Raw genomic sequence first — 25,893 nt, 5'->3', positions numbered from 1 at the left:
TGTTTAACGTTTAAGTTTTGTGGAAATATGAAACAAAGCGTCCCCTTGGTAAACGATAGGCGATTCATTTACATTAATAATGTACCCAGAATTAGGTGCTTTTACCTCTTGATTTAATTTACCATACGGATCCGTAATATGTCCTAAAACATCTCCTTTTTTAACTAGACTACCAATAGCAATAGTAGCTCTAAACATGCCAGAAAAACTAGCACGTTGCCACCTACTTTCATTAATGAATACGGTTTCTTTTTTTGGTATGGTAACTTTAGAACTGGTATTTAACATACCTAAATGTTTTAATACCCGTTTAGAGCCATTAACAGCATGGTTGGTGACGCTTTCATCAATGTGGATGGATTTACCCCCTTCAAAAAGCAGCATGTCTTTGCCTAATTTATAGCAGGTATTCCTAAAAGATTTATTTAAATTTTTAGAGTAAAGAACAAAAGGAGCAGCAAACACTTTGGCTAGTTCATTTAGGTGTCTGTTTTCTTTACTAATCCGGATTTGAGGAGCATTAAACCTCCCAGAACCTCCTGTATGAAAATCGATGACACAATCTACACAAGGTATCACATCGTGTATTAATTTATGGGCAACTCTACTGGCTAAAGAGCCATCTACAGTACCTGGAAATACGCGATTTAAATCTCTACCATCAGGAAATTCACGTTTTAAATTTATAAAACCGAAAATATTAATAACAGGAATACAAATAATAGTACCGATTTTCGGTTTATTAATGCCTTTAGCAATTAATTGTCTTACAATTTCAACTCCATTAACTTCATCACCATGAATACCTGCTGTAAATAACACAATAGGCCCTGGCTTTTTTGCCCGTTCAATAATGATGGGAACATTTACAGGTGATGAGGTGTGCAGGTTGGCTACATCAAAATCAATCTCTTTACTTTCTCCAGGATATATTTTGGTGTCAAGAATCGTTAATATATTATTCGCTAATGTCATAGTTAACTATGTGTATTGCGTTCAATATAAGTAATGATGTTTTTTGCTATGTTTTTACCAGTAGCTTCTTCAATGCCTTCTAAGCCAGGGGTTGAATTCACCTCTAAAAGTAAAGGACCGCGGGCAGATTGTAACATATCTACACCACATACAGGTAATTTAAGCACATTGGATGCATTAATAGCTAAGCGTAATTCTGCATCACTTAATTTAATAATATTAGCAGAACCACCACGATGTAGGTTAGACCGAAATTCACCTTCTTTTCCTTGACGTTTCATGGCGCCTACAACTTGCCCATCAACAATAAGAGCCCGTAAATCAGCCCCTTTAGCTTCCTTAATAAACTCTTGTACAATAACGCGTGCTTCTAGACCATTAAAAGCCTCTAAAACAGATTCGGCAGCATTTTTTGTTTCTGCCAAAACTACTCCTAAACCTTGAGTTCCTTCAAGTAATTTTATAATAACGGGTACTCCACCAACATGTTCAATAACTTCTTCAACATCTCGCGAATAATTGGTAAAAACAGTTTTTGGCATACCAATACCAGCTTTACTTAAACGTTGTAAACTTCTTAGTTTATCTCTAGAACGTTGAATGGCATCGGAGGTTGCAATGGTAAACACATTCATCATTTCAAATTGACGAACCACAGCACAGCCATAAAAAGTTATTGATGCCCCAATTCTGGGTATAATAGCATCTACATAATCCAAATAACGGTCTTTATAATAAATGGTTGGTTTTTCTCTTTCAATAATGATGTCACATTTTAAAGGGTCAATAACTTCTATTTTGTGACCTCTTTTTTCGCCTTCTTCAACAAGTCTATCAGTTGAATATAGATTCGAGTTTCTGGATAAAATAACTATGTTCATAAGGGTTTTGTGTTATAAGAAACATTTTCTAAATCTACATCTACCATAAATTTTCGTTTTAAAAATTGCCTGCCTATTAAAACAGGAAATCTCATATCGTTGCGTGTGCTTAAAGTTAGGTTAATCTTGTAGGTCTTTCCAAAAAAAATGACTTCAGATTTTATTTTATATCGGTTTTCTTTCAATCCGTTACTGCTTTTTACAACAGTGCTGGAGTACTCATCAAAAATAATTTCAGTTTTACCAAAATTTTGATGTTTATCGCTGTTAAAAACGCATCTTAAGGTATTATTTTCTTCAATAATTTCAGAATAATGAATCGTAGAGGTGTAAGCGCCTGTATCAATTTTGACGTCAATATTAAATAAACCTAATTTAGGAAAATCTATTTTGTCAACTCTACCAATTGCTTTTTTTTTCATTTTATAATTTTAAAATGTGCCGCAATGTACCAAATTAGTAATTTATAAATGGATTTCATTATAAAAGTTTAACAGATTTTACAGGCATATTTCAATAATAAAAATTAAAAATAATTACCTTTGAGAAAATGGACACACCTACTTTAGAAATACAATTACAAACCCTACCAAATCAACCAGGTGTGTACCAGTATTATGATGCTGAAGGTACTATTTTATACGTTGGTAAAGCTAAAAATTTAAAGAAACGAGTCGGTTCGTATTTTACAAAAATACACGAAAATGGTAAAACCCGTGTATTGGTAAAAAAAATTGTCACTATAAAACATATTGTAGTTGATACTGAAACGGATGCTCTTTTATTAGAAAATAATCTAATTAAAAAGTATCAACCCAAGTATAACGTCATGTTGAAAGACGATAAATCCTATCCATGGATTTGTATAAAAAATGAACGTTTCCCTAGAGTGTTTTCTACCCGTAGAGTTTTTAAAGATGGTAGCGATTATTTCGGTCCTTATACAAGTATGAAAACGGTTCATACCTTGTTGGATTTAATAAAAGGCTTGTATTCGCTCCGGAATTGTAATTATGATTTATCTGAAAGTAAAATTGAATCAGGCAAATATAAAGTATGTTTAGAATACCATTTAGGAAACTGTAAAGGCCCTTGTGAAGGATATGAAACGGAGCAAGAATACAACGAAAACATCAAGGGTATCAAAGAAATTTTAAAAGGAAATTTTAAAGATTCTTTGTCTCAGTTTAAAACACAAATGAAGCAGCTTGCTGAAGACATGCGTTTTGAAGAGGCTCAAAAAATTAAAGAAAAGATAGAAGTCCTTGAAAATTATCAATCCAGATCTACTATTGTTAATCCAAAAATTAGTAATGTAGATGTGTTTTCTATTATGAGCGATGAAAGTTATGGGTACGTAAATTTTTTACAGTTATCATACGGATCCATTATTCGTTCTCATACTTTGGAAATCAAAAAGAAATTAGACGAAACCGATGTGGAGTTATTAGAATTGGCAATTACTGAAATTCGCCAGCGGTTTCATTCCAAATCAAGAGAAATTTATACACCTTTTAAAGTGGATTTAGGTGAAGATATTAAAGTAACTGTACCACAATTAGGTGATAAAAAGCACATATTAGATTTATCGCTTAGAAATGCTAAATATTATCGTATGGAGCGTTTTAAGCAAGATAAAATTGTAGATCCAGACAGGCATGCCAATAGAATTATGGCGCAAATGAAAGCCGATTTAAGGTTGCGTGAGGAACCACGACATATAGAGTGTTTCGACAACTCAAATATTCAGGGCACTCATCCTGTAGCGGCTTGTGTGGTTTTTAAAAATGGAAAACCAAGTAAAAGAGATTATAGACATTTTAATATCAAAACAGTTGTTGGTCCAGATGATTTTGCATCTATGGAAGAAGTGGTTTACCGTCGTTACAAAAGAATGTTGGATGAAGAACAAACGTTGCCACAGCTCATTATTATTGATGGTGGAAAAGGGCAATTATCATCGTCATTGAAAAGTTTAGATGCTTTAGATTTGCGAGGAAAAATAGCAATTATCGGAATTGCAAAACGTTTAGAAGAATTATACTACCCAAATGATCCAATTCCACTATATTTAGATAAAAAAAGCGAAACGCTTAAAATAATACAACAATTACGGAACGAAGCACACCGTTTTGGAATAGAACACCATAGAAATAAACGAAGTAAAACAGCGTTAAATACTGAACTTGAAACTATTCCAGGTATTGGTGAAAAAACAGTGATAGATTTGTTAAAGCATTTTAAATCTGCTAAGCGAGTTGCTAATGCAAAGTTAGATGAATTAGAACCTATTGTTGGTGTTTCTAGAGCCGAAAAAATTTATAATTACTACCATGACAAATGAAACATTCATGATTCGAATTTTTTAATTGATAAAGAGATTAATCATTTTAATGTTCTATTTGATCATTAAAAAAACAACAATAATTACAATGAAATATTTTTTAGCATGTATTTTTTTTACCTTTTGTTTTGAGGTGTTCTCTCAAAACATAGAAAAAGATGATGTTAAAGTGGGTCTGGTTTTAAGTGGAGGAGGTGCTAAAGGGTTGGCGCATATAGGGGTATTAAAAGTTATTGATAGTTTGGGCGTAAAAATAGATTATGTAGCAGGTACCAGTATGGGGGCCATCATTGGGGCGCTTTATGCTTCAGGTTATACAGGCAATCAACTTGATTCTATTTTTAAAGAAATTGATTTTGATAGGTTAATAAACGATGATTTACCAAGAGCATCCAAAGCTTTTTATGAGCGAGATAATTCTGAAAAATATGCGGTAACCCTACCATTTGAAAATTTTAAAATTAAATTACCATCGGCGCTATCTCGAGGCCAGAATACTTATGGGTTATTTGCCAGACTCACATTGCATGTTAGTGAAATAAATAACTTCAACGAGTTACCAATTCCATTTTTCTGTATAGCGACCAATATTGAAACTGGACAAGCTGTTATATTAGATTCAGGAAACTTAACACAATCTATTATGGCAAGTGGTGCATTACCGTCTTTATTCCAGCCAGTTACCATTAATAATCAAGTATTAATAGATGGAGGGGTGGTGAATAATTATCCTATCGATGAGCTACGTGCTAAAGGTATGGATGTTATTATTGGAGTAGATGTACAAGATGGTTTGGCTGCTAGAGACGAGCTAACATCGGCACCAGATGTTTTGGTTCAAATTAATAATTTCAGAACTATTAATGACATGAAATTGAAGGTTAAAAAAACCGACATTTATATTAAACCGGACATTAAAGATTATTCTGTAGTCTCCTTTGATGAAGGTTCAAAAATTATTAAAAGTGGTATACAAGCTACGGTAACAACCTTAGATGCTTTAAAAAAATTACCCAGTAAAAATTATTCTGAAGTCAAACCAAAAATTAATTGCAATACTAAAGACAGTATTACAATTAATAATATTGTTATAAAAGGTAATAGTAAATATACTAGAGCTTATATTTTGGGTAAACTAAAATTAAAAAACAATGAAAAAATTAGTTACAATTATTTTAATAGAGGCGTTAATAATTTAGTTGCTACAAATAATTTCAACTCGTTTGAATATCAATTAAAGAGTAGTGAAAACAAAAAAGGATATGATTTAATTGCCGATTTAAAAGAAACCAATACAACTACTTTTTTAAAATTAGGATTGCATTATGATGATTTATACAAAAGCGCAGCTCTTGTAAATCTAACAAAAAAAAGATGGTTGTTTGGTAGCGACGTGGCTTCATTAGATATTATTCTAGGCGATAACGTACGTTATAATTTCGAGTATTTTATAGATAAAGGTTTTTATTGGAGTATAGGTGTAAAATCTAGATTCAATCAATTCAATAAAAACATCAGTGCTCAATTATTGTTAGATGATACACAAATGGCTGAAGCTAATTTAAACAAGGTAGATGCTGAATTACAAGATCAAACCAATCAAATTTATGTGCAAACCTTATTTAGAAAAGATTTCTCGTTAAGTATGGGTGTGGAGCATAAACGTTTAAAAATACAATCAGAAACGCTCGCATCCGAGGATGAAGAAAGTGAGTTTTTATTTGAAAGCACCGATTATTTAAGCGTTTTTGGAAACTTAAAATTAGATACTTATGATAATAAGTATTTTCCAAAAAGCGGACTTTATTTTAATAGTAATTTACATATGTATGTATATGCATCTGGTTTTAATGAAGGGTTTGATAATTTTTCAATAATTAAAGCCGATGTAGGGTATGCTTTTAGTCTGTCAGATAAATTAGCCATTAATTTACAAGCAAGTGGCGGATTCAAAGTAGGAGACAAATCTACAAAAACCTTAGATTTTTCACTTGGAGGTTATGGTAACAATTTGATCAATAATTTTGTGCCTTTTGTAGGATACGATTTCATGTCTTTTTCTGGGAATAGTTATGTTAAAGCAGCCTTTAGCGCTGATTACGAAATTTTTAAAAAACATTATATAACTTTAGAAGGGAATTGGGCAAATATAGAAGATGATATTTTTGATTCAGGAGAATGGTTTTCTTTTTCAGATTACAATGGTTATGCCCTCGGTTACGCCATCGATACTTTTTTAGGACCCATACAAGCGAAGTATAGCTTTTCACCTGAAAACAAACAAAATTATTGGTTTTTTAACATAGGATTTTGGTTTTAATGTTGGGGACTAGTTTTTTTACTGAATCATAATTTTTGTTTTTATAGTTAATACAAGCAGATATATAATTAAAAAATGTGAGCTTAATTAAAAAATTAAAAGAATTATAACAAAACAATAATAGGCGGTATTTAATAAGACTTAAAGAAATTTTATATTTTTGGAACAGTAATTGTAAATTCTTATTTACAATATAACATGTAAACACAATAACTTAGTTACAATTACCCAAATAGAAATGAAAAAGATACTACTTATAATATCGGCAATAATAATTACACAAATAACTTTTGCACAACAAGACTCGGCTTTTGGAGATGGCGAATGGTTTCAATTTAAAATGAGTTATAGTGGCTTTTTAAAAGCTGGAAACGCAACACTTTATGTAAAAGAGACCAAACTTGATAATAAAGATGTGTATCATGTCATTGGAAAAGGATGGACTTCTGGCATGATAAAATGGTTTTTTAAAGTTAAAGACCGTTATGAAAGCTATTTTGATAGAACCACGCTATTACCTTACAAATTTATTAGAAATATTGATGAAGGTGGACACACTAAAGACTTAGAGGTTGAATTTGACCAAAAAAACAATAAAGCTTACGTAAACGACAAAAAGAAAAAAACTAAAGAAGTGTTTGATACCAAAGCAAATATTCAAGATATGGTGTCAACCTATTACTATTTGCGAAATAAAATAAATATAAGTACTTTAAAAATCGGTGACGAGATTCGTACTGATATGTTTTTTGATGAAGAAAATTACGGATTTAAATTACAATATTTAGGTGTAGAAATTATTGATACCGATTTTGGTAAAATAGAATCTTTAAAATTCAGACCTTATGTGATGGCAGGTCGTGTTTTTAAAGAAGAAGAAAGTCTAACACTATGGGTGTCAAAAGATAAAAATAAAATACCTTTGCGAATTAAGGCCGATTTAAGAGTAGGCTCTCTGCGTGCTGACTTGGAAGCTTTTAAAGGATTAAAACACCCTTTTAAAATAGTTGTTGAAAATTAAAAGATATTTTGAAATCGAAAATAAACGATCAACTTAAAGAAAAATACGAGGCAATAAATCAAGATTTAGAAGCATATTTAGAAGGCTTATTACACAGTAAACCTATCAATTATTGGGATTATATTCAAACCGATGCTTTATTAAATCTTCAAATACAACGTACCGTTTTTCCAGATGAAATGGTATTCATCATGTATCATCAAATAAACGAATTATTGTTTAAAATGATACTTGTTGAAATAGATCAAGTAGCTAAAAGCAAAGCGTTAACAGTGGAATTGTTTACTTCCAAATTAATGCGCATTAGCCGCTATTTCGATATGCTTACGTCTTCTTTCAGTATTATGAAAGATGGTATGGACGTAGATCAATACAACAAATTTAGAGCAACCTTAACCCCTGCCAGCGGCTTTCAAAGTGCCCAATATAGAAAAATTGAGTTTGCATCAACCGAACTTATAAATCTTATAGACAAAAGATTTAGAGATACTATTGATAGAAATTCTTCTTATGAAAATGCATTCGAGCATTTATATTGGCAAGCTGCAGGAAAGAATTATAAAACAGGCAAAAAAAGTTATACATTAACAGTTTTTGAAGAAAAATATAAAGACGAATTTATTAGATTTGCCCAGTTTTATAGCTCAAACAATTTATACTCAAAATTTAAAGAACTTCCTAAGGAAGCCAAAGAGAACAAAGAGTTAATTAATGCGATGCGCCATTTTGACTATACCGTTAACATCAAATGGGTTATGGCACATTATAATACTGCAAATCATTATTTAAATATTGGCGGGAAAACTGCCGAAGCAACAGGAGGAAGTGAATGGGTAAAATATATGCATCCAAAGTATCAAAAAAGAATATTTTTTCCAGACTTATGGACAAAGCAAGAAATAGAAGAATGGGGAGTAAATATTTAGTAATAATATTAGCACTATTAAGCGTCATTGCGTGTAAAGAAAAAGAGCAACCTGTTGAAGAGGAAGTAGTAGCAATAGAAAAGCCTGCTGATATTTATGAATTTGGCTTTAATTTAAACGATTTTGTTGTAAAAAGAGACACCGTAAGAAAAGGTGATAGTTTTGGTGTTATTTTGGAACGTAATAAAATTGGCTATCCACGAATATTTTCAATTGCCGAAAAAGCCAGAGATACTTTTGATATAAGACGCCTTCAAATAGGTAAACCTTATACTTTGCTGTGCTCTAAAGATTCTTTAGAAACCCCTAAATGTTTTATATATCAGCCCAATCAAGAAGAATTTGTTGTTATAAGTTTTCAAGATTCCATTCATGCTTATACAAGTAGAAAACCTATTAAATATGTTGAAAAAACAGTTACAGGAGTTGTTACAAGTAGTATTTCAGAAATTTTAGACAAAAAAGGAATCAGCCCTATTTTGACCAATATGTTAGCTGAACAAATATATGCTTGGACTATAGATTTCACTCGACTTCAAAAAGGCGATTCGTTTAAAGTTATTTATACCGATAAATATATTGATGATACCATTTATGCCGGAGTACATAAAGTTAAAGCAGCTTTTTTTAACCATAAGAATACACCATATTATGCCTTTAGGTATCGAACAGATTCAATAAAAAACATATATGAATATTATAATGAAGCTGCTAAAGATTTACGACGGGCATTCTTAAAAGCACCTGTTCAATTTAGTAGAATTTCATCTCGATATAACTTAAATCGTCGCATTGCTTATTACGGTTTTGCGTTACGTCCACATAAAGGCACCGATTTTGCCGCAGCTATTGGAACCCCTATTTTAGCAACTGCCAATGGTACAGTTACCGAATCTCAATACAAAGGCGGTAATGGTAATTATGTAAAAATTAGACATAATAGTACTTACGAAACCCAATACCTGCACATGCAAAAACGTAAAGTTAAAGTTGGGCAACATGTAAAACAAGGAGATGTGATAGGTACTATAGGGATGACAGGAAATACTGGTGGCCCGCACGTATGCTACCGTTTTTGGAAAAATGGCAAACAAGTAGACCCATTAAGAGAAAAATTATCACAATCAGAACCTATTGCAGAATCTCTAAAGGGAGACTATTTAGAGTTTATTAAACCAATAAAATATAAATTAGATGTGTTACCTATTTTTGATGATTCAAAGGAAAAAGAAGTCAAAGATATCGTAACTCAAAAAAAATAGATTATGCCGCTACCAACCATAAATCCTACAACAACAAAAGCTTGGAAAAAGCTTGAAGATCATTATAACAACATTCGTAATAATCATATGAAAGATTTGTTTGCTCAAGATGGAGAAAGAGCAGATAAATTTACAGTGAAGTGGGACGATTTTTATGTAGATTTTTCTAAAAATAGAATAACAGAAGACACTTTAAAATATCTTTTAGAACTAGCCGATGAGGTGAAGTTAAAAGAGGCTATTATAAGTCAGTTTTCTGGAGATATAATCAACCAAACTGAAGGACGTGCCGTTTTACATACTGCCTTACGTGCACCAAAAGAGGCCAATTTTAAGGTAGATGGAGTAAATGTAATGCCTGAAATATATGCTGTAAAACAAAAAATTGAAGCTTTTACGAATGAAGTCGTAAATGGTGATTTAAAAGGTTTTACAGGAAAAGTATTTACCGATGTGGTTAATATTGGTATTGGAGGTTCGGATTTAGGACCAGCCATGGTTGTTGAAACGCTTCAATATTATAAGAATCATTTAACCACTCATTTCGTAAGTAATGTAGATGGCGATCATGTAAATGAAGTTATTAAAAAACTAAACCCAGAAACCACACTGTTTGTAATTGTTTCAAAAACATTTACTACGCAAGAAACACTTTCTAACGCAAATACTCTAAAAGCTTGGTTTTTAAAATCGGCTAACAAAGAAGCTATTGCAAAACATTTCGTGGCAGTGTCTACCAATATTAAAAACGTAAAAGCTTTTGGTATAGATGAAAACAATATTTTCCCTATGTGGGATTGGGTTGGAGGCCGTTTTTCTTTATGGAGTGCTGTTGGTTTAACTATTAGTTTAGCGGTTGGATATAAAAATTTTGATAGTTTGTTAAAAGGAGCTAACAAAATGGACGAGCATTTCAAAAATGAAGATTTTAAAACCAATATTCCCGTTGTATTAGCATTAATAAGTGTGTGGTATAATAACTTTTTTAAAGCGGAAACGGAAGCTATTATTCCCTATTCTCAATACTTGAATCAGTTTGCTACTTATTTACAACAAGGTATTATGGAAAGTAATGGTAAAAGTGTCGACAGAAATGGTAACCCCGTAGATTACCAAACAGGAACTATTATTTGGGGTGAGCCAGGAACGAATTCACAACACGCTTTTTTCCAATTAATACATCAAGGAACAAAATTAATTCCTGCCGATTTTATAGGGTTTACTAAATCATTACATGGTAATCAAGACCATCAAGATAAGTTAATGTCTAACTTTTTAGCACAAACCGAAGCACTATTAAATGGCAAAACTGAAGCTGAAGTAGTTGCAGAAGGAACCGATTCAAAAATTGTCCCATTTAAAATATTTCAAGGAAATAAACCCACTAATACTATTTTTATTAACAAATTAACGCCTGAAAGCTTAGGGAAATTAATAGCGATGTACGAGCATAAAATATTTGTGCAAGGTATTATTTGGAACATATTTAGTTACGACCAATTTGGTGTCGAGTTAGGTAAGCAATTAGCTAGTAAAATTTTACAAGAATTTAACAATAGCACGGTTAACAATCATGACTCTTCAACTCAAAATTTATTGAATCATTATAAAAATATGTCTTAAAAAACATTAAAATATTCAATAATAGTCTTAAAAAAGCATTCATATTTTTATATGAATGCTTTTTTGTTTTCATTACAAGTATTTAATATGTTAACAATTACATAATAATTGTACGATTATTATATGTATTTTTGCAGTGACTAATTCAATTAATTAATCTTTATTATGAAAAAAATCCCTCAATTTTTATTGATGGCTGTGGCGTTTTTATTCACTACAGTTATGATGGCTCAAAGTGCCATAACAGGTACTATTATTGATGCCGAACTTAATTCTCCACTACCTGGTGCGAATGTTGTTGAAAAAGGAACAACGAATGGTGTTTCTTCAGATTTCGACGGTAAGTTTAAATTAGAAACAACGACCTCTGTTGGTCAAATTGTTATTTCCTTTGTTGGCTATAGTTCAGTTACTTTAAAATTTACTGGAAGTGCCAATTTAGGTAACATTAAATTAACACCAGATAATTCACTTGATGAAATCGTGATTATTGGTTCTGGAGTTATAGATTTAGCTGAAGACAGGAAAACGCCAATTGCTGTTTCTACAATTAAAGCAAATCAAATTCAAGAAAAAACAGGAACATCAGATTTACCAGAAATCTTGAAATCAACACCTTCAGTTCAATCTGTTCAAAAGGGAGGTTTTGGTGAAGGTCAATTATTTTTACGTGGTTTTGACCAAACGAATACAGCATTTTTACTTAACGGTCAACCAATTAACGGTGTAGAAGATGGTAAAATGTATTGGTCTAACTGGTCTGGTGTTTTAGATGTGGCACAAGCAGTTCAAATCCAACGTGGTTTAGGATCTTCTAAATTAGCAATTTCATCAGTTGGAGGTACCGTTAATATTGTTACAAAAACTATTGATAGAAGAGAAGGTGGTTTTGTACAACAAATGATTGCGAATGATAATTACACTAAAACGACTGCTTCATATTCAACAGGTCTAAGTGAAAAAGGTTGGGCATTTACAGCGTTGTTAGGACATTGGCAAGGAGAAGGTTATGCAGATCGTACTGATGGACAAGGTCAAACGTATTTTTTATCTCTTGGTTATAAACCAAACGAAAATAATATTTTCAATTTGATGATTACAGGTGCACCACAGTGGCATGCAGCCTCTGGATATAACACTTTAGAGACTTATTTAGATAAAGGGAGAAGATATAATTTTGCTTTTACAGGCGTTAATAGCCCAAATAACATAAGTGAAGGATATTACCCAACAGGAAGAAATGTATATCATAAACCTGTAGCTAATTTAAGTTGGGATCTAACTATTAATGATCAATCATCTTTATCTACGGTATTATATGCTTCTGCGGGAAGAGGAACTTTTGCTTCAACAATATCATCAGGAGGAGTTCCAACCTATGCTAGAGGGTCTAATAACAACCACAACTGGTATGGTATGGTTTCAAATTATAACAACCAGTTAAATGAGTATTTAAGTTTTAACGTTGGTGCTGATGTACGTTTATATAATGGAATTCATTTTAGAAGTGTTAACGAATTCTTATCTATTGATTCTATAGACGATTCTAGTAATTATAATGGAGGTAGTTATACAATAAGTAAAACTTTTGGTGGTATTAATCCATGGAACTTGCTATTTAATACAAATAATGACCATGCTCAACGTTTTCATGGTTATTATGATTACGAAGAAAAAATTAATTATACAGGAGTATTTGGCCAATTAGAATATTCCAAAGATCAATTGTCAGCATTTTTTCAAGGGTCTGCATCAACACAATCACATTTTAGAACAGAATATGGTGAAGCTGAAAATGAAGGAGAGGCTGAAGATTCTGATAAAATAAATAATACAGGTTTTAATGCAAAAGCAGGGGCTGCCTATAATATAAACGAAAATAACATTGTTTTTGTTAATGCAGGATATTATTCACGTCAACCTTACCATAGTGACTTATTCATTAATGATAGATCATCAAATCAATTAAATCCTTTTGTGGAAGGTAATCAAAAGATAACAGGATTTGAAGCAGGATATAAGCTTCTAGGGAATAGGTTTTCAGCTAATTTGAATGTATACCATACTACTTGGGCTGATAAAGTTGATTATAGCTCTAAAGATACAGATAGTGATGGTTTAGCCGATGAGTTTACTAAAACGAGTCCTTTAAAACAGGTACATATGGGAGTGGAATTAGAAATATTCACACGTCCTATTGATGGATTAAATATTAATGGTTATGTATCTGTAGGAGATTGGACTTATAATGGAAATATTACAACAAGAACAACAGATGATACAGGAGCAGTAATAGCAAATGGAGATACTAGTTATATAGATGGTGTTAAAGTGGGCGAAGCAGCTCAATTTACAGCTGGAGTTAGTGCTGATTATGAAATATTACCTCGTTTAAAAATTGGAGCAAACTGGAATCAATATGACAACCTGTACGGTGCTGCCGATTTTGGTTCTGATGAATTTAAAACGGATAATAATAGAGGATCTATTAAACTACCTTCTTATGACACTGTAGATACAGGAGTTTCATATAAATGGTTATTAGGTAAAGAGGATCAAAACTCTTTACAATTCAGAGTTAATATTAACAATGTTTTTGATGAAGTATATATTGAAAACTCTAGAGATAACATTCATGTAGATTCAGGTGATGTTGCTTGGAAAGGTGTTAATGTGAAAAATGGAGTATGGTTCGGTTACGGTAGAACATGGAACTTTAGCCTGCGTTACAATTTCTAATTCTATCCAATTTAAATAATTTTAAAACTGCTTCTTTTTTAGAAGCAGTTTTTTTATGCTTTTAATTATTACATTTGTAATTATAAATTTAAAACCTGTTTTTTATGTATGAAACTATATTAAAACTCCATTCTTATTGGGCTTACCTTGTGCTTTTCATTTTAATTATTGCGGTTATAAATGCTTTAATAAAAGTGTTTGGAGATAAAGAATATACGGCTAAAGATTTTAGAATAGCCTTATTCACCTTAATAGTATCGCATATTCAATTACTAATTGGTTTGATATTATATTTTGTATCTCCAAGATTTGAGTTGTGGGCTGAAATGGGTAGTAAAGTAATGAAAGACTCCATGACACGATTATATCTGGTAGAGCATCCTTTAGTAAATATTATAGCAGTTGCTTTAATTACAATTGGCTATTCTAAACATAAAAAGAAATTAACTTCTAAAGCAAAATTAAAACCAATAGCTGTTTTTTATTCCATAGCTTTGGTATTACTTTTATCAAGGATACCTTGGAGTATCTGGTTAGCTTAGAAACAAAAAATGTGACTTTTCAAAAGTCACATTTTTTGTTTTAATAGTATAGGATATTAATTGCTAACTTCTTTTATAAGGTACACATACACTGGAAAGTGATCGCTAAACCCATCGGTAAAACCGCCATATGAGAAACTGCGTTTAGGGTAACCTTTATAAGTGCCTGATTTCTCAATGAGATAATTTTTATTGAAAATACCTGCTTTGTAAAATTGAAATGACGAATAGTCTTTTTCAAGTAATGGTTTGGTAAGCATTATTTGATCAAATAAACTCCAAGCATCTCTAAAAGCTGTAGTACCTATACCTTCTTTATAATAATTTTCATATGGATTGTAAATGCCTTTTAGACCCACTTTTTCTTTGTCTTTTTCAGTTCTTAAAACCTTTTTAACGCTTTCGTTAATAGGGTCATCATTCAAATCTCCCATAATAAAAATCTTTGCATATGGGTCTATTACTTGAAGTGAATCGACTAAATGTTTGGTTAACTTAGCCGCCGCTACACGCTTGGATTTACTTTTTGCCTCGCCACCACTTCTAGATGGCCAGTGATTTACTATTAGATGAATGAAATCACCTTCCAACTCACCACTCACTAATAATTGGTCTCTGGTATAAACACGTTTTCTGTTTTCATCATCAAATATTTTTAATTCATGGCTACTTGTCGAAATGGGTGTAAAAAGTTTTTTTTGATATAAAAGTGCCACATCAATACCTCTGGCATCTGGTGAGTGATAATGTACAATACCATAATCTTTATCTCTTAATAATACATCACTTATAACATCTTCAAGTACTTCTCTATTTTCAACTTCACAAACTCCAATAATAGCAGGGGAATTGTTCGTGTCTTCTTTTCCAATATCCGCTATAACATGTGCCATGTTGTTTACTTTTTTTTTATAAACATCTTCTCTGTTTGTTTTTATGTTCATAATAGGGCTCGATTCATCAAATTTGTCAGGATCATCTATAGCATCAAATAAATTTTCTAAATTATAGAAAGCAACCGTATGTATTTTGTAAACCTTTTTGTCTTGTGAGTTTGCTTTAGTGAATAGGCAAACAATGAATACGAAGAAATATAATTTGGCTTTTTTCATTAGTAAAATATGATATTAAAATTTATTTTTTATCGAATGTAAATATTAACAAGAAATAATGTAAGTTTATATTGTTAAATATAGTTGTATTTAATGACATATAATTTGTAATTTTAAATTGAGGATGAAAAAAGAATTATATATTTCTTTATTCGGAATGTTTTCAATTTTTACAGTTTTTGCACAACAAACCATTATAAAGGGTAGTGTAAAAGATGCGGTATCTTTTGAGCCAATTCCAAATGTTTCTATCACTATAGAAGAAACTTACCAATTAACTCAAACAGATGCCGATGGCGTTTTTATATTTTCAGCCCATGTTCCTTTGGGCGAACAAGTTTTGAAAATTTCTAAAGCGGGATATGTTACCAAAAGATATCCTATCGTAGTCAATGAAACTAGAACGGTTGACATTACAGATATGACTTTAGAGTTTGATGTGGTAAGTACTCAAGATATTTTTACCATCTCCCTTTCTGATGATGAATTGAATGATGATACAGGTGGGTCTGATAACATCTCTGGGTTATTAGCAGCATCCTTAGATATCTTTCAACGCACCGTAGCTTTCGAGTTTAGTGCTTCTTTTTTTCGCGTGAGAGGTTTAGATTCAGAAAATAGCTCAGTTTTAATTAATGGTATCGAAATGAACAAGTTGTTTAATGGACGCCCACAGTGGAGTCATTGGGGCGGATTAAACGATGTACTTAGAAATCAAGAATTAACTTCTGGTTTAATTCCTTCAGCTTATAATTTTGGTGGTATATTAGGAACTACTAATATGAATACTAGAGCTTCAAATTTTGGTGAAGGCGGACAAATAACTTACTCATTTTCCAATAGAAGTTATACCAATAGAACTATGGCAAGTTATGCTACAGGGTTAATGAAAGGGGGTTGGTCTATGGCGTTTATGTTATCAAGACGTTGGGGTAATGAAGGTTTTCAAGATGCAACGTTTTATAATTCAAATTCATTTTTTGTTTCAGTAGATAAAAAAATTAGCGATAAACAGAGTTTAAATATCACATCTATTTATGCTCCCAATAAAAGAGGAAAATCATCACCAAACACCCAAGAAGTTTATGATTTAAAAGGGATCAAGTACAATGAATATTGGGGTTGGCAAGATGGTGAACAGCGAAATTCCAGAACAAAGGAGGTTGATGAACCTATTGTGATTTTGAATCATTATTGGAATTTTAGCAAGAATACATCTTTAACCAATGCCATAGCTTACCAATTCGGAAAACAAGGAAATAGTCGTTTAGATTATAATGGTACCGATTTAGTTAATGGTTACCCAGAAGGAGGGGGATCAAACCCAAGTGCTACCTATTACCAAAATCTACCAAGTTATTTTGAACGCAATTTCTCTAACGATTTAGGTTTTGCTTATACAGCGCAACAGGCATTTTTAAATAACGGACAGATTAATTGGAATGATTTATACAGTGCAAATATAAGTAACACAATACAAGGCGGTCATGCTATTTATGCATTGTATGAAGATCGTGTAGACGATAAACAAGTAACGTTTAACACTACATTAAATACTCAAATTAACGATCATATAATTTTTAATGCCGCCATCAATTATAAAGTATTAAACTCTAAAAATTATGCAAAGGTGCTCGACTTACTTGGTTCCAAGGGTTATTTAGATGTAGATGGATATGCCAATGATTTTGTAAACAATCCTAGTGCTATCCAAAATGATTTACTAAATCCAAACAGAATTGTTGGTGTTGGAGACGCGTTTAAATATAATTATAATCTTAAAGCAGAGGTTATTGGTAGCTATGTACAATCACAATTTAAATACAATAAGATAGATTTTTATACGGCAGGAAACGTTATTAATACCACTTACCAAAGAGAAGGTGTTTTTGAAAACGGCTCGTTTCCAGGAGTAGCATCAGTTGGAAATGGAAAAAAAGTAAACTTTTTAGGGTTGGGAACAAAAGCAGGAGCGACTTACAAAATTACAGGAAAACATCTACTTGATATGAATCTTGGGTATATTTCAAAAGCGCCGTTCATTCAAAACACCTATTCAAATTCTAGGGAGAATCATAATGTGGTTCCCAATATTTCCAAAGAAAAAACAAGTAGTATCGATGCTAGTTATATTTTTAGATCGCCTATAATGAAAGCGAAACTTACGGGCTATTATACGCATATGAAAGCTGCCAATGAAATCTCATTTTTCTTTGCTGATGGAATTGGGGCTATCAATGCTTTTACAGAAAATAGTTTTAATGAAGATGCAAATTTTGTACAAGAAATTCTTCAAGGCATCAAAAAGAAACATGTTGGTTCAGAATTGGGCGTTGAGTCTCAAATAACCACAAGTATTAAACTAAAAGGGGCGTTCGCTATGGGTCAATTTACCTATAATAATAATCCCGATTTATATTTATCATCCGAAGATTTTACCAATGTATATTTAGGGAAAGCCCATTTGAAAAACTACAAACTTGCAGCGGGCCCACAAACAGCTTATTCTATGGGTTTTGAATACAGAGATCCCGATTATTGGTGGTTTGGTGCAACCACTAATTTTTTTAGCAACACGTATATTGATATTAGTACGTTAACAAGAAGTTCAAATTTTAATACAGATGTTGATGGCCAACCTTTTAATGATTATGATGTAACACTTGCCAAGGCCTTATTAAAACAAGAACGATTTGAAGATTACATGATAGTAAACTTAACGGGGGGAAAATCATGGCGTATAAAAAGTAAGTACATCGGGATGTTTGTCAGTGTGAATAATCTTTTAGATGTAGTTCATAAAACGGGCGGATTTGAGCAATCTAGAAATGCCAATTTCAGAGAACTAAGAGATGATAAAGCATTAAATAAACCCGTTTTTGGTTCAAAATATTGGTATGGTAGAGGAACAACCTATTTTGTAAATGTGAATTATAGAATTTAAAATAAGGGTATTATGAGTAATACAAATAAGTTTATAATGGGAGCTTTAATGACCATCAGTTTTATAGCTTGTGTGAAAGATGATGATTATTCGGTTCCAGATACAATTATTAAGGAACCCAATATTCCAAGAAGTAATATCACAACTTTTAAAGCAATTGTGGAGCTTTATGAACAAGCAGTGAATGGTGGAAATACTACGGTTTTAATTAGAGATGAACAAGATTTATATATTGAAGGTTACGTTATTTCTAGTGATAAAGGTGGTAACTTTTTTGAAAAACTAATTATTCAAAATAAAGCTGACAATAGCGATCCCGATAACGATCCTCGTTTAGGACTTAGAATTGAAATAAATGCTAGTAGCCTATATAATACTTTTGAAATTGGCAGAAAGGTGTATGTAAAACTAAATGGATTAACCATTGGCCTGTCAAATGGTGTTATTGCTATTGGTAAAGGGGATTCTAATAAGGTGAAACAAATTCAAGCGTCGGAGTATCGCCAAATTATCATTAGAGGCACAGAGGTTGCGACACTTACTCCTAAAGTTGCCAACATAGAAGATTTAACAGGTAAAGATGAAAACACGCTTATTCAATTAAATAATATTCAAGTGAACCGTTTTGACTTAGCATCTACGTATGCAGGTGAATCTACCGACGAATTTGATGGATTTCGTGTTTTAGAAAACTGTAATTCTGGAGTATCTATTTTAATGCAAACCAGTACGTATGCCGATTTTAAATCATTACCTATTCCACAGGGTAAAGGCTCTATAAAGGGCATTTTTAGTAGAGATTATGGTGATGATTTTAATGTACTCATCATAAACAGTTCTTCGGATATTAATTTTGATAATCAGCAACGCTGCGACCCATTAGAATTAAATTGTGGTTTAGCAGCCACTTACGGAACTACTAATTTATTTTATGAAAATTTTGAATCGCAAACAAATAATAAACCTATAATTGGTAAAGGTTGGACCAATTATATTGAAGCAGGAACTAAAAGTTGGGAAGCTTATTCTTCAACAGCCACCAATGCATCTTTAGGCCGTTCGGCTCGATTGCAAAGTGCTAGTTCTGGAGATGCTAGTAATATAGCTTGGTTAATAACCCCTGCTATAAATGTAACGGGAAAAAATGGTACCACACTACGTTTTAAAACATCAAACAGTTTAGCAGATAGTAGTTTTTTGGAAGTGCTGTATTCTTTAGACTGGGATGGTACACAATCAACTATCAAAACTGCCACTTGGGGTGTGTTATCTGCAGCTTATGTGGTGAAAGATTCAGATTCTTTTGTGCCATGGTTTAACTCTGGAAATGTTGATTTAACATGTGCTACTGGAACTATTCACATTGCTTTTAAATACACAGGAAGCGGGCAAGAATCTTTTGATGGGGTCTATGAGTTGGATGAGATTAGTATTGATTATATGCCTTGATAATTTTGCTTTGGCTACAAAAATAAATCAAAACATAAGGCTTATACTATTATTCCAAAAGAAAACGGAAAGTTTTCCTTGCCCTTACTCAAGAATTGGTTAAAAAAGAATATTTGGTCACAATTAATAGTAGCAAAATCGAAAGACAAAAAAACATTTTACACATATGAGTGTTTCAAACACAATTTAAAGTCTCAAAAATGAGTTTAATCAAGCTCTATTTGAACTTGTTAATAACATTAATCAAAACATTTTTGATTAATATGAGAACTAATCGAAATTTAATTCGAAATTAAACATGTAAAAGAAATGAATAATTAGCATTTAGGTTTATGATTGTATAAATTTAGTTTTCCGATTAATTCGTTTGAACTGACAGATCAAATGAAATGGATAAAACAGCAATCTAGAGTAAAAATAGCTGGCGACAAAACGCATAAAATTAATTGCAGCTATAAGTATACTAGCAAAAATCACGATGATTTTTTATAGGTTTTATTCGGTTTGTATTTACTAAATTAGTTGCTTGAAATATGCAAATCTTATTTTATAACCGTTTTGGATTTAAGTCAACCACATCAGTAAAACAAAAACTTTAACAGATACAAATCAAATAACTGAGCAAAACCTAATAAATGAATACCTTCGACACTCTATATTATACTTTATTTACTTTTTTTAAACCCAAATACAAACAAAAATCGAATAGCATTGCTATTGCCTATGTTTCGACATTGCAATGTGCATTATTATTGTTTTTAGGTGTTTTCTTTGCGAAATTTTTTAATCAAATGAATATGACTACCATGAGCAAAGAAAAAGCGTGGACACTGTTTATTTTGGTTTCAGGGTTTGTGTTTTTCAAAAACTGGATGCAATATACAGGTAAAAGACGCATGATGATAAATGCTAAAATGAATAAAAGGGCAAGCCCAAAACACAATATATGGTTGCTTATATTATTGCCAGTTAGTGTTATTGTGTTGGCACTTATTCTTTTTCAAGCTGCCTAACCATGCTTGTAACTATTCGTCATTACTGAGGTACTATTGAATTAATTTTATTAATTAAAGTTAATTCATTTTTTCACAGAACACAGATGGCTTCGTACTTCGCAATGACGTAACTTCACTTCTTAAAAATAGCATACACCGGAAAGTGGTCGCTATAACCACCTTGATATTTTTTACCTATATAAGTTCTAAAAGGAGAGCCTTTGTATTTCCCATTAAAGAGTTTTAAAAAATCTTCATCAAAAATATTAGCGGAGTCAAATTCAAACCTATTAGGTGTTTTGTCAAAAAAGTTAGTAGAAACTATAATTTGGTCGAATAAATTCCACTGTCGGTTATGCATGGTGGTACCTCTGCTAAAAGAACGCAACGTATCCATGGGGTTGTAAAGACTTGCTTCTTCAACCAAATTTTTAATACTATTGCTGGATGGATCGTCGTTAAAATCACCCATAACAATAATTTTAACATCACCATTTTCTAAACGTAGATTGTCAATTATTTCAGCTACTTTATGTGATGAAGCCATGCGTTTAGGTTCGGTTTCTTTTTCACCTTCGCGTCTAGACGACCAATGGTTTACAATTACATGAATGGTTTCGCCATCTAATAATCCAGAAACCAATAAAATATCTCTAGTATAATCTGGTATTCCTAATTGGTCAATTAAATGAATTCTAAAAACTTCTGAATGTGTAACTTCAAAAGCTGTAGTATCGTATATCAAAGCCACATCAATACCGCGTTCATCTAAAGAATCGTAGTGTATATAGTTGTAATTACAGGTTTCTAAATGCTTATAGTTTATTAAATCTTGAATAGCTTTCGCATTTTCAACTTCAGCTAAACCAACAAGTGCAGGAGGTTTACCTGTTTCTTTCTTTCCGATGTTAGAAATAGCAAAACTTAATTTCCGAAGCTTATTGTCGTAACGTTTGGATGTCCATTTTTTTACGGAAGTAGGTAACAAATCATTATCATTAGTCCTGGAATCATCATAGATATCAAACAAATTTTCAAGATTATAAAATGCTAAGGTTTGTAAATGGTGTTGAACGGGGATAATATCTTCAGGTATGTCTATCATAAATCAAAAATAATCACTAAAAATATAAAAATTAAAATGGATGCAATTATGTAACTTTGCATATTACATTTATTCTATGTTAGAAAAAAAAGATATTACTTTAGAAAAAGCCGTTTTAATAGGCGTTATTACTAAAGCCCAAGATGAAGTTAAATCTCAAGAGTATTTAGATGAGTTAGAGTTTTTAACCTTTACAGCAGGTGGCGAGGTGGTAAAACGATTCACTCAAAAAATGGAGATGCCTAATCCTAAAACTTTTATAGGAACGGGTAAAATGGAAGATGTGCGTAAATATATTGAAGAAAACGAAGTTGGAACTGCCATTTTTGATGATGAATTGTCATCGGCTCAAGAACGAAACATCAGTAAAATTCTAAATTGTAAAGTATTAGATAGAACCAATTTAATTCTCGATATTTTTGCGCAACGTGCCCAAACAAGTTATGCGAGAACGCAGGTTGAATTGGCGCAATGCGAATATTTATTACCAAGACTACGAGGGATGTGGACGCATCTTGAGCGTCAAAAAGGGGGTATTGGTATGCGTGGACCTGGTGAAACCGAAATTGAAACGGATAGGCGTATCGTACGTGATAAAATCGCCCTGCTTAAAGAAAAACTAAAAACGATTGATAGACAAATGTCTGTACAACGTGGTAATCGTGGTGCGATGGTGCGTGTCGCTTTAGTAGGTTATACGAATGTTGGAAAATCGACGTTAATGAATGTTATAAGCAAAAGTGAAGTTTTTGCCGAAAACAAATTATTCGCCACTTTAGATACCACCGTTAGAAAAGTCGTGATTCAAAATTTACCTTTTTTATTAAGTGATACCGTTGGATTTATTAGAAAACTGCCTACTCAATTGGTTGAAAGTTTTAAAGGAACGCTTGATGAGGTTCGAGAAGCTGATTTATTATTGCATGTCGTTGATATTTCACATCCTAATTTTGAAGAACACATCGAGTCTGTAAATAAAGTTTTGGGTGAAATAAAAAGTGCCGATAAACCTATTATCATGGTGTTCAACAAAATTGATGCCTATAAAGCGGAACCTTTAGATGATGATGATTTAGAAACCGAACGCAGCTCTAAACATAACACCCTTAGTGAATGGAAAAGCACGTGGATGAGTAAGGTAGGTAACAATGCCTTGTTTATTTCAGCTTTAAATAAAGAGAACTTAGAAGATTTTAAAAAACGTGTTTACGATGAGGTTCGCGAAATTCACATTACACGTTTCCCTTATAACAAATTTTTGTACCCCGACTACGAAGATATGAACTAGATAAAACCAAGTATGGAGTTAATAAAAAGGTTACTGAAAAATAAATGGATAAAATGGGGATTCATTGGTTTTGCTTCCGTCTTAATTTTTTTTATTGGACTTTACATTAGTATTTACTTAGGTGTTTTTGGGAAAGTGCCAACTAGTACCGAATTAAGTTCTATAAAACAAGAAGAAGCCACACAAGTTTTAGATCAAGACGGAAAGCTGATAGGTAAATATTATATTTATGATAGGCAGCCTTTACACTTTGAAGATTTCCCTAAACACCTTATTGATGCTTTAGTAGCTACTGAAGATGTTCGTTTTTTTGAGCATGATGGTATCGACAATATTAGTTTGATGCGTGTGTTTGTAAAAAGTATTTTGTTAAGAGATAAATCTGCAGGAGGTGGTAGTACCATCACTTTGCAACTCGCAAAGAATTTATACGGTAGAAATAATTACAGGTTTTTTAGTATGGTTATCAACAAGTTTCGGGAATCTATTATTGCGAAACGTATTGAAGCCATTTATTCAAAAAAGGAGATTTTAACCATGTATTTTAACACGGTTCCTTTTCCAGATAATACCTATGGTATTGAGAGTGCTGCTCGTAAATTTTTTAATAAACCAGCATTTCAGCTTACAAAAGATGAAGCGGCTACGTTGGTGGGTTCTTTAAAAGCGAATAATTATTACAACCCCAGATTAAACCCGGAAAAAAGTGTAAATAGACGTAATGTCGTACTGAACCAAATGGTAAAGTATGGTAATATGCCTCAAGATACTGCCACGTTTTATGCAAAAAAACCTTTGGGATTAGATTATAAGTCGTTTAATCATGACGTGGGTACAGCACCTTATTTTAGAGCTCAGGTTAAAAAGGAATTGGCAGCTATATTAGATAGTATTAAAAACCCCAATGGAGAACGGTATGATTTATATCGCGATGGGCTTATTGTTCATACCACATTAGATGTTGGGATGCAGCAATTTGCAGAAGAAGCTATGAAAGAGCATCTCACCATTTTACAAAACGATTTTGAAACGTCCTATGGAAATTCTGCACCTTGGAAAACAAATAAAAAACTCATTCAAAGGTCTTTAAAAAACTTACCACAATATAAACTGTATAAAGAAGCTGGTTTATCTGACGCTCAAATTCGTGATTCACTTTCAGTAAAACGGGATGTAGAACTATTTCAATGGAAAGGGGATACCATTCAAAGGATGAGTGTTGTAGATAGTCTACAACACTATTTGAAATTCTTAAATACAAGTATGTTAAGTATAGAGCCAAAAACAGGTGCTATCAAAGCGTATATAGGAGGCATTGATTACCGCTATTTTAAATATGATCATGTCTCACAAAGTGAACGACAAGTGGGGTCGACTTTTAAACCCTTTGTTTATACAGCAGCAATTGAAAATGGCATGAAACCGTGCACTTATTTTTCTTTAGCAGAAGTTACATATAGCAATTATGATGATTGGACACCTACAAACTCAGGAGGTGAAACTGAAGACCCTTATGTTAATTATAATCTTGAAATGGCATTGAGTAATTCGGTTAATACTATTGCTGTAAAGGTTTTAAATGAAGTAGGAATTTCGAAGGTTTTAGAACAAGCTAAAAAATTAGGAATAAAGAAAGAGTTACCGAACTTGCCTTCTATAGCATTAGGTGTAGCTGAAATTAATTTGCAAGACCTTACGGGTGCTTATGCCAGTTATGTAAACAGTAGTAAACCGGTTACGCCATATGCCATCACTAAAATTACGGATAGGAATGGGCATGTGATAGCATTGTTTAAACCAGAAGTAACGGAACCAGCCTTTAATGACTACACCAGAGAGGTGATGCTTGAAATAATGAAATCAACCGTTAATTCAGGTACTGCTACTCGATTACGAACAGCTTACAACCTAACAAATGAGATTGCAGGAAAAACAGGAACCACACAAGATAATAAAGATGGTTGGTTCGTGGGTATTACTCCAAATTTAGTAACAGTTACTTGGGTTGGAAACGACAGCCAAAGTATTGGGTTTAAAACCACGGGGTTGGGTCAAGGAGCAAATTCTGCTCTGCCTATTTTTGCAAAATTCTACAGTAAATTAAATTCCGATTCCAATTACAATTTTATTACAAAAAGTCATTTTGAAAACCCTTCGAGTGAAGTGGTTTCTGATTTAAACTGTGAACCAGAAAAACGAGATGGTTTTATAAAAAGGATTTTTAGTAGTAAAAAGAAAGAACGAAAATTCAAAGGAAATAAAAAGTAATTAAAACAAAAGAGGCTGTCTGAAAAGTGTATTTTGTTTACTTTGTCAGGTTGAGCTTGTCGAAACTGATATTGATTATCAACAAGTTTGAATATTTCG

The 25,893-nt window shown here is 32.3% G+C and carries 18 protein-coding genes; 13 read left to right on the top strand and 5 right to left on the bottom strand.

What is annotated here, in order from left to right:
* Window positions 1-3: 3 nt before the first annotated feature.
* The 3 genes from QLS71_RS05845 to QLS71_RS05835 are packed head-to-tail and all read right to left on the bottom strand — an operon-like array spanning window position 4 to window position 2,278.
* A complete protein-coding gene (locus tag QLS71_RS05845) occupies window positions 4-975 on the bottom strand; it encodes a succinylglutamate desuccinylase/aspartoacylase family protein (protein WP_308991537.1) in 972 nt (323 codons plus the stop codon).
* A gap of 2 nt (window positions 976-977) precedes the next feature.
* Window positions 978-1,856: a 30S ribosomal protein S6--L-glutamate ligase gene (gene rimK / locus QLS71_RS05840; RefSeq protein ID WP_308991536.1), complete on the bottom strand. Its 879-nt coding sequence runs from the start codon at window positions 1,854-1,856 to the stop codon at window positions 978-980.
* Complete coding sequence (locus QLS71_RS05835) at window positions 1,853-2,278, bottom strand: RimK/LysX family protein (RefSeq protein ID WP_308991535.1); 426 nt, start codon at window positions 2,276-2,278, stop codon at window positions 1,853-1,855. The genes rimK and QLS71_RS05835 overlap by 4 nt, the downstream gene beginning before the upstream one ends.
* Before the next feature lie 128 nt (window positions 2,279-2,406).
* Between QLS71_RS05835 and uvrC the strand changes: the two genes are divergently transcribed.
* The 8 genes from uvrC (at window position 2,407) to QLS71_RS05795 (ending at window position 14,633) form a co-directional block, all read left to right on the top strand.
* On the top strand, window positions 2,407-4,200 hold the full coding sequence (gene uvrC / locus QLS71_RS05830; RefSeq protein WP_308991534.1) for an excinuclease ABC subunit UvrC: 1,794 nt from the start codon (window positions 2,407-2,409) through the stop codon (window positions 4,198-4,200).
* An 88-nt stretch (window positions 4,201-4,288) separates the two neighbouring features.
* Window positions 4,289-6,520: a patatin-like phospholipase family protein gene (locus QLS71_RS05825; RefSeq protein ID WP_308991533.1), complete on the top strand. Its 2,232-nt coding sequence runs from the start codon at window positions 4,289-4,291 to the stop codon at window positions 6,518-6,520.
* 238 nt (window positions 6,521-6,758) lie between these two features.
* Complete coding sequence (locus QLS71_RS05820; protein ID WP_308991532.1) at window positions 6,759-7,541, top strand: DUF3108 domain-containing protein; 783 nt, start codon at window positions 6,759-6,761, stop codon at window positions 7,539-7,541.
* A gap of 8 nt (window positions 7,542-7,549) precedes the next feature.
* Window positions 7,550-8,467: a tryptophan 2,3-dioxygenase family protein gene (locus tag QLS71_RS05815; protein WP_308991531.1), complete on the top strand. Its 918-nt coding sequence runs from the start codon at window positions 7,550-7,552 to the stop codon at window positions 8,465-8,467.
* The gene (locus QLS71_RS05810; RefSeq protein WP_308991530.1) at window positions 8,425-9,729 is read left to right on the top strand and encodes a peptidoglycan DD-metalloendopeptidase family protein; all 1,305 of its coding nucleotides are present in this window, start codon (window positions 8,425-8,427) and stop codon (window positions 9,727-9,729) included. The genes QLS71_RS05815 and QLS71_RS05810 overlap by 43 nt, the downstream gene beginning before the upstream one ends.
* Window positions 9,730-9,732: 3 nt before the next feature.
* Complete coding sequence (pgi, locus tag QLS71_RS05805) at window positions 9,733-11,352, top strand: glucose-6-phosphate isomerase (protein ID WP_308991529.1); 1,620 nt, start codon at window positions 9,733-9,735, stop codon at window positions 11,350-11,352.
* A gap of 165 nt (window positions 11,353-11,517) precedes the next feature.
* Window positions 11,518-14,091 (top strand): TonB-dependent receptor, encoded by a 2,574-nt coding sequence (locus tag QLS71_RS05800; protein WP_308991528.1) that lies wholly within the window; start codon window positions 11,518-11,520, stop codon window positions 14,089-14,091.
* 104 nt (window positions 14,092-14,195) lie between these two features.
* Window positions 14,196-14,633 (top strand): hypothetical protein, encoded by a 438-nt coding sequence (locus QLS71_RS05795; protein ID WP_308991527.1) that lies wholly within the window; start codon window positions 14,196-14,198, stop codon window positions 14,631-14,633.
* A gap of 56 nt (window positions 14,634-14,689) precedes the next feature.
* On the opposite strand, the gene QLS71_RS05790 is transcribed toward QLS71_RS05795, so the two are convergent.
* Window positions 14,690-15,745: an endonuclease/exonuclease/phosphatase family protein gene (locus QLS71_RS05790; RefSeq protein ID WP_308991526.1), complete on the bottom strand. Its 1,056-nt coding sequence runs from the start codon at window positions 15,743-15,745 to the stop codon at window positions 14,690-14,692.
* A gap of 124 nt (window positions 15,746-15,869) precedes the next feature.
* On the opposite strand from QLS71_RS05790, the gene QLS71_RS05785 reads away from it, so the two are divergent.
* From QLS71_RS05785 to QLS71_RS05775, 3 genes are all read left to right on the top strand, one after another.
* Window positions 15,870-18,689: a TonB-dependent receptor gene (locus QLS71_RS05785; protein ID WP_308991525.1), complete on the top strand. Its 2,820-nt coding sequence runs from the start codon at window positions 15,870-15,872 to the stop codon at window positions 18,687-18,689.
* Window positions 18,690-18,701: 12 nt separating this feature from the next.
* Window positions 18,702-20,138, top strand: a complete 1,437-nt coding sequence (locus QLS71_RS05780) for a DUF5689 domain-containing protein (protein ID WP_308991524.1) — start codon at window positions 18,702-18,704, stop codon at window positions 20,136-20,138.
* A gap of 635 nt (window positions 20,139-20,773) precedes the next feature.
* Entirely contained in the window at window positions 20,774-21,151 is a 378-nt protein-coding gene (locus QLS71_RS05775) for a hypothetical protein (protein WP_308991523.1), read from the top strand.
* Window positions 21,152-21,266: 115 nt separating this feature from the next.
* Here QLS71_RS05775 and QLS71_RS05770 read toward each other — a convergent pair whose 3' ends face one another.
* Window positions 21,267-22,238 carry an endonuclease gene (locus QLS71_RS05770; protein WP_308991522.1) on the bottom strand — a complete coding sequence of 324 codons (972 nt, stop codon included), beginning with the start codon at window positions 22,236-22,238 and terminating at the stop codon, window positions 21,267-21,269.
* 76 nt (window positions 22,239-22,314) lie between these two features.
* Between QLS71_RS05770 and hflX the strand changes: the two genes are divergently transcribed.
* A complete protein-coding gene (hflX, locus tag QLS71_RS05765) occupies window positions 22,315-23,526 on the top strand; it encodes a GTPase HflX (protein WP_308991521.1) in 1,212 nt (403 codons plus the stop codon).
* Window positions 23,527-23,538: 12 nt separating this feature from the next.
* A complete protein-coding gene (locus QLS71_RS05760; protein WP_308991520.1) occupies window positions 23,539-25,794 on the top strand; it encodes a transglycosylase domain-containing protein in 2,256 nt (751 codons plus the stop codon).
* The last annotated feature ends 99 nt before the right edge of the window (window positions 25,795-25,893 follow it).

It is taken from the genome of Mariniflexile litorale, assembly GCF_031128465.2.
In the GTDB taxonomy this organism is placed as follows: Bacteria; Bacteroidota; Bacteroidia; order Flavobacteriales; family Flavobacteriaceae; genus Mariniflexile; species Mariniflexile litorale.
The sequence above is the reverse complement of the archived record's forward strand: the minus strand, read 5'-3'. Positions and strand labels throughout refer to the sequence as shown.

Bases quoted from the DNA above. Each gene is read 5' to 3' on its own strand.
- QLS71_RS05770 (WP_308991522.1), bottom strand. From the start codon at position 22,238: ATGATAGACATACCTGAAGATATTATCCCCGTTCAACACCATTTACAA.
- rimK (WP_308991536.1), bottom strand. From the start codon at position 1,856: ATGAACATAGTTATTTTATCCAGAAACTCGAATCTATATTCAACTGAT.
- QLS71_RS05820 (WP_308991532.1), top strand. From the start codon at position 6,759: ATGAAAAAGATACTACTTATAATATCGGCAATAATAATTACACAAATA.
- QLS71_RS05800 (WP_308991528.1), top strand. From the start codon at position 11,518: ATGAAAAAAATCCCTCAATTTTTATTGATGGCTGTGGCGTTTTTATTC.
- hflX (WP_308991521.1), top strand. From the start codon at position 22,315: ATGTTAGAAAAAAAAGATATTACTTTAGAAAAAGCCGTTTTAATAGGC.
- QLS71_RS05795 (WP_308991527.1), top strand. From the start codon at position 14,196: ATGTATGAAACTATATTAAAACTCCATTCTTATTGGGCTTACCTTGTG.
- QLS71_RS05835 (WP_308991535.1), bottom strand. From the start codon at position 2,278: ATGAAAAAAAAAGCAATTGGTAGAGTTGACAAAATAGATTTTCCTAAA.
- QLS71_RS05760 (WP_308991520.1), top strand. From the start codon at position 23,539: ATGGAGTTAATAAAAAGGTTACTGAAAAATAAATGGATAAAATGGGGA.
- uvrC (WP_308991534.1), top strand. From the start codon at position 2,407: ATGGACACACCTACTTTAGAAATACAATTACAAACCCTACCAAATCAA.
- pgi (WP_308991529.1), top strand. From the start codon at position 9,733: ATGCCGCTACCAACCATAAATCCTACAACAACAAAAGCTTGGAAAAAG.
- QLS71_RS05785 (WP_308991525.1), top strand. From the start codon at position 15,870: ATGAAAAAAGAATTATATATTTCTTTATTCGGAATGTTTTCAATTTTT.
- QLS71_RS05790 (WP_308991526.1), bottom strand. From the start codon at position 15,745: ATGAAAAAAGCCAAATTATATTTCTTCGTATTCATTGTTTGCCTATTC.
- QLS71_RS05825 (WP_308991533.1), top strand. From the start codon at position 4,289: ATGAAATATTTTTTAGCATGTATTTTTTTTACCTTTTGTTTTGAGGTG.
- QLS71_RS05810 (WP_308991530.1), top strand. From the start codon at position 8,425: ATGGACAAAGCAAGAAATAGAAGAATGGGGAGTAAATATTTAGTAATA.
- QLS71_RS05780 (WP_308991524.1), top strand. From the start codon at position 18,702: ATGAGTAATACAAATAAGTTTATAATGGGAGCTTTAATGACCATCAGT.
- QLS71_RS05775 (WP_308991523.1), top strand. From the start codon at position 20,774: ATGAATACCTTCGACACTCTATATTATACTTTATTTACTTTTTTTAAA.
- QLS71_RS05845 (WP_308991537.1), bottom strand. From the start codon at position 975: ATGACATTAGCGAATAATATATTAACGATTCTTGACACCAAAATATAT.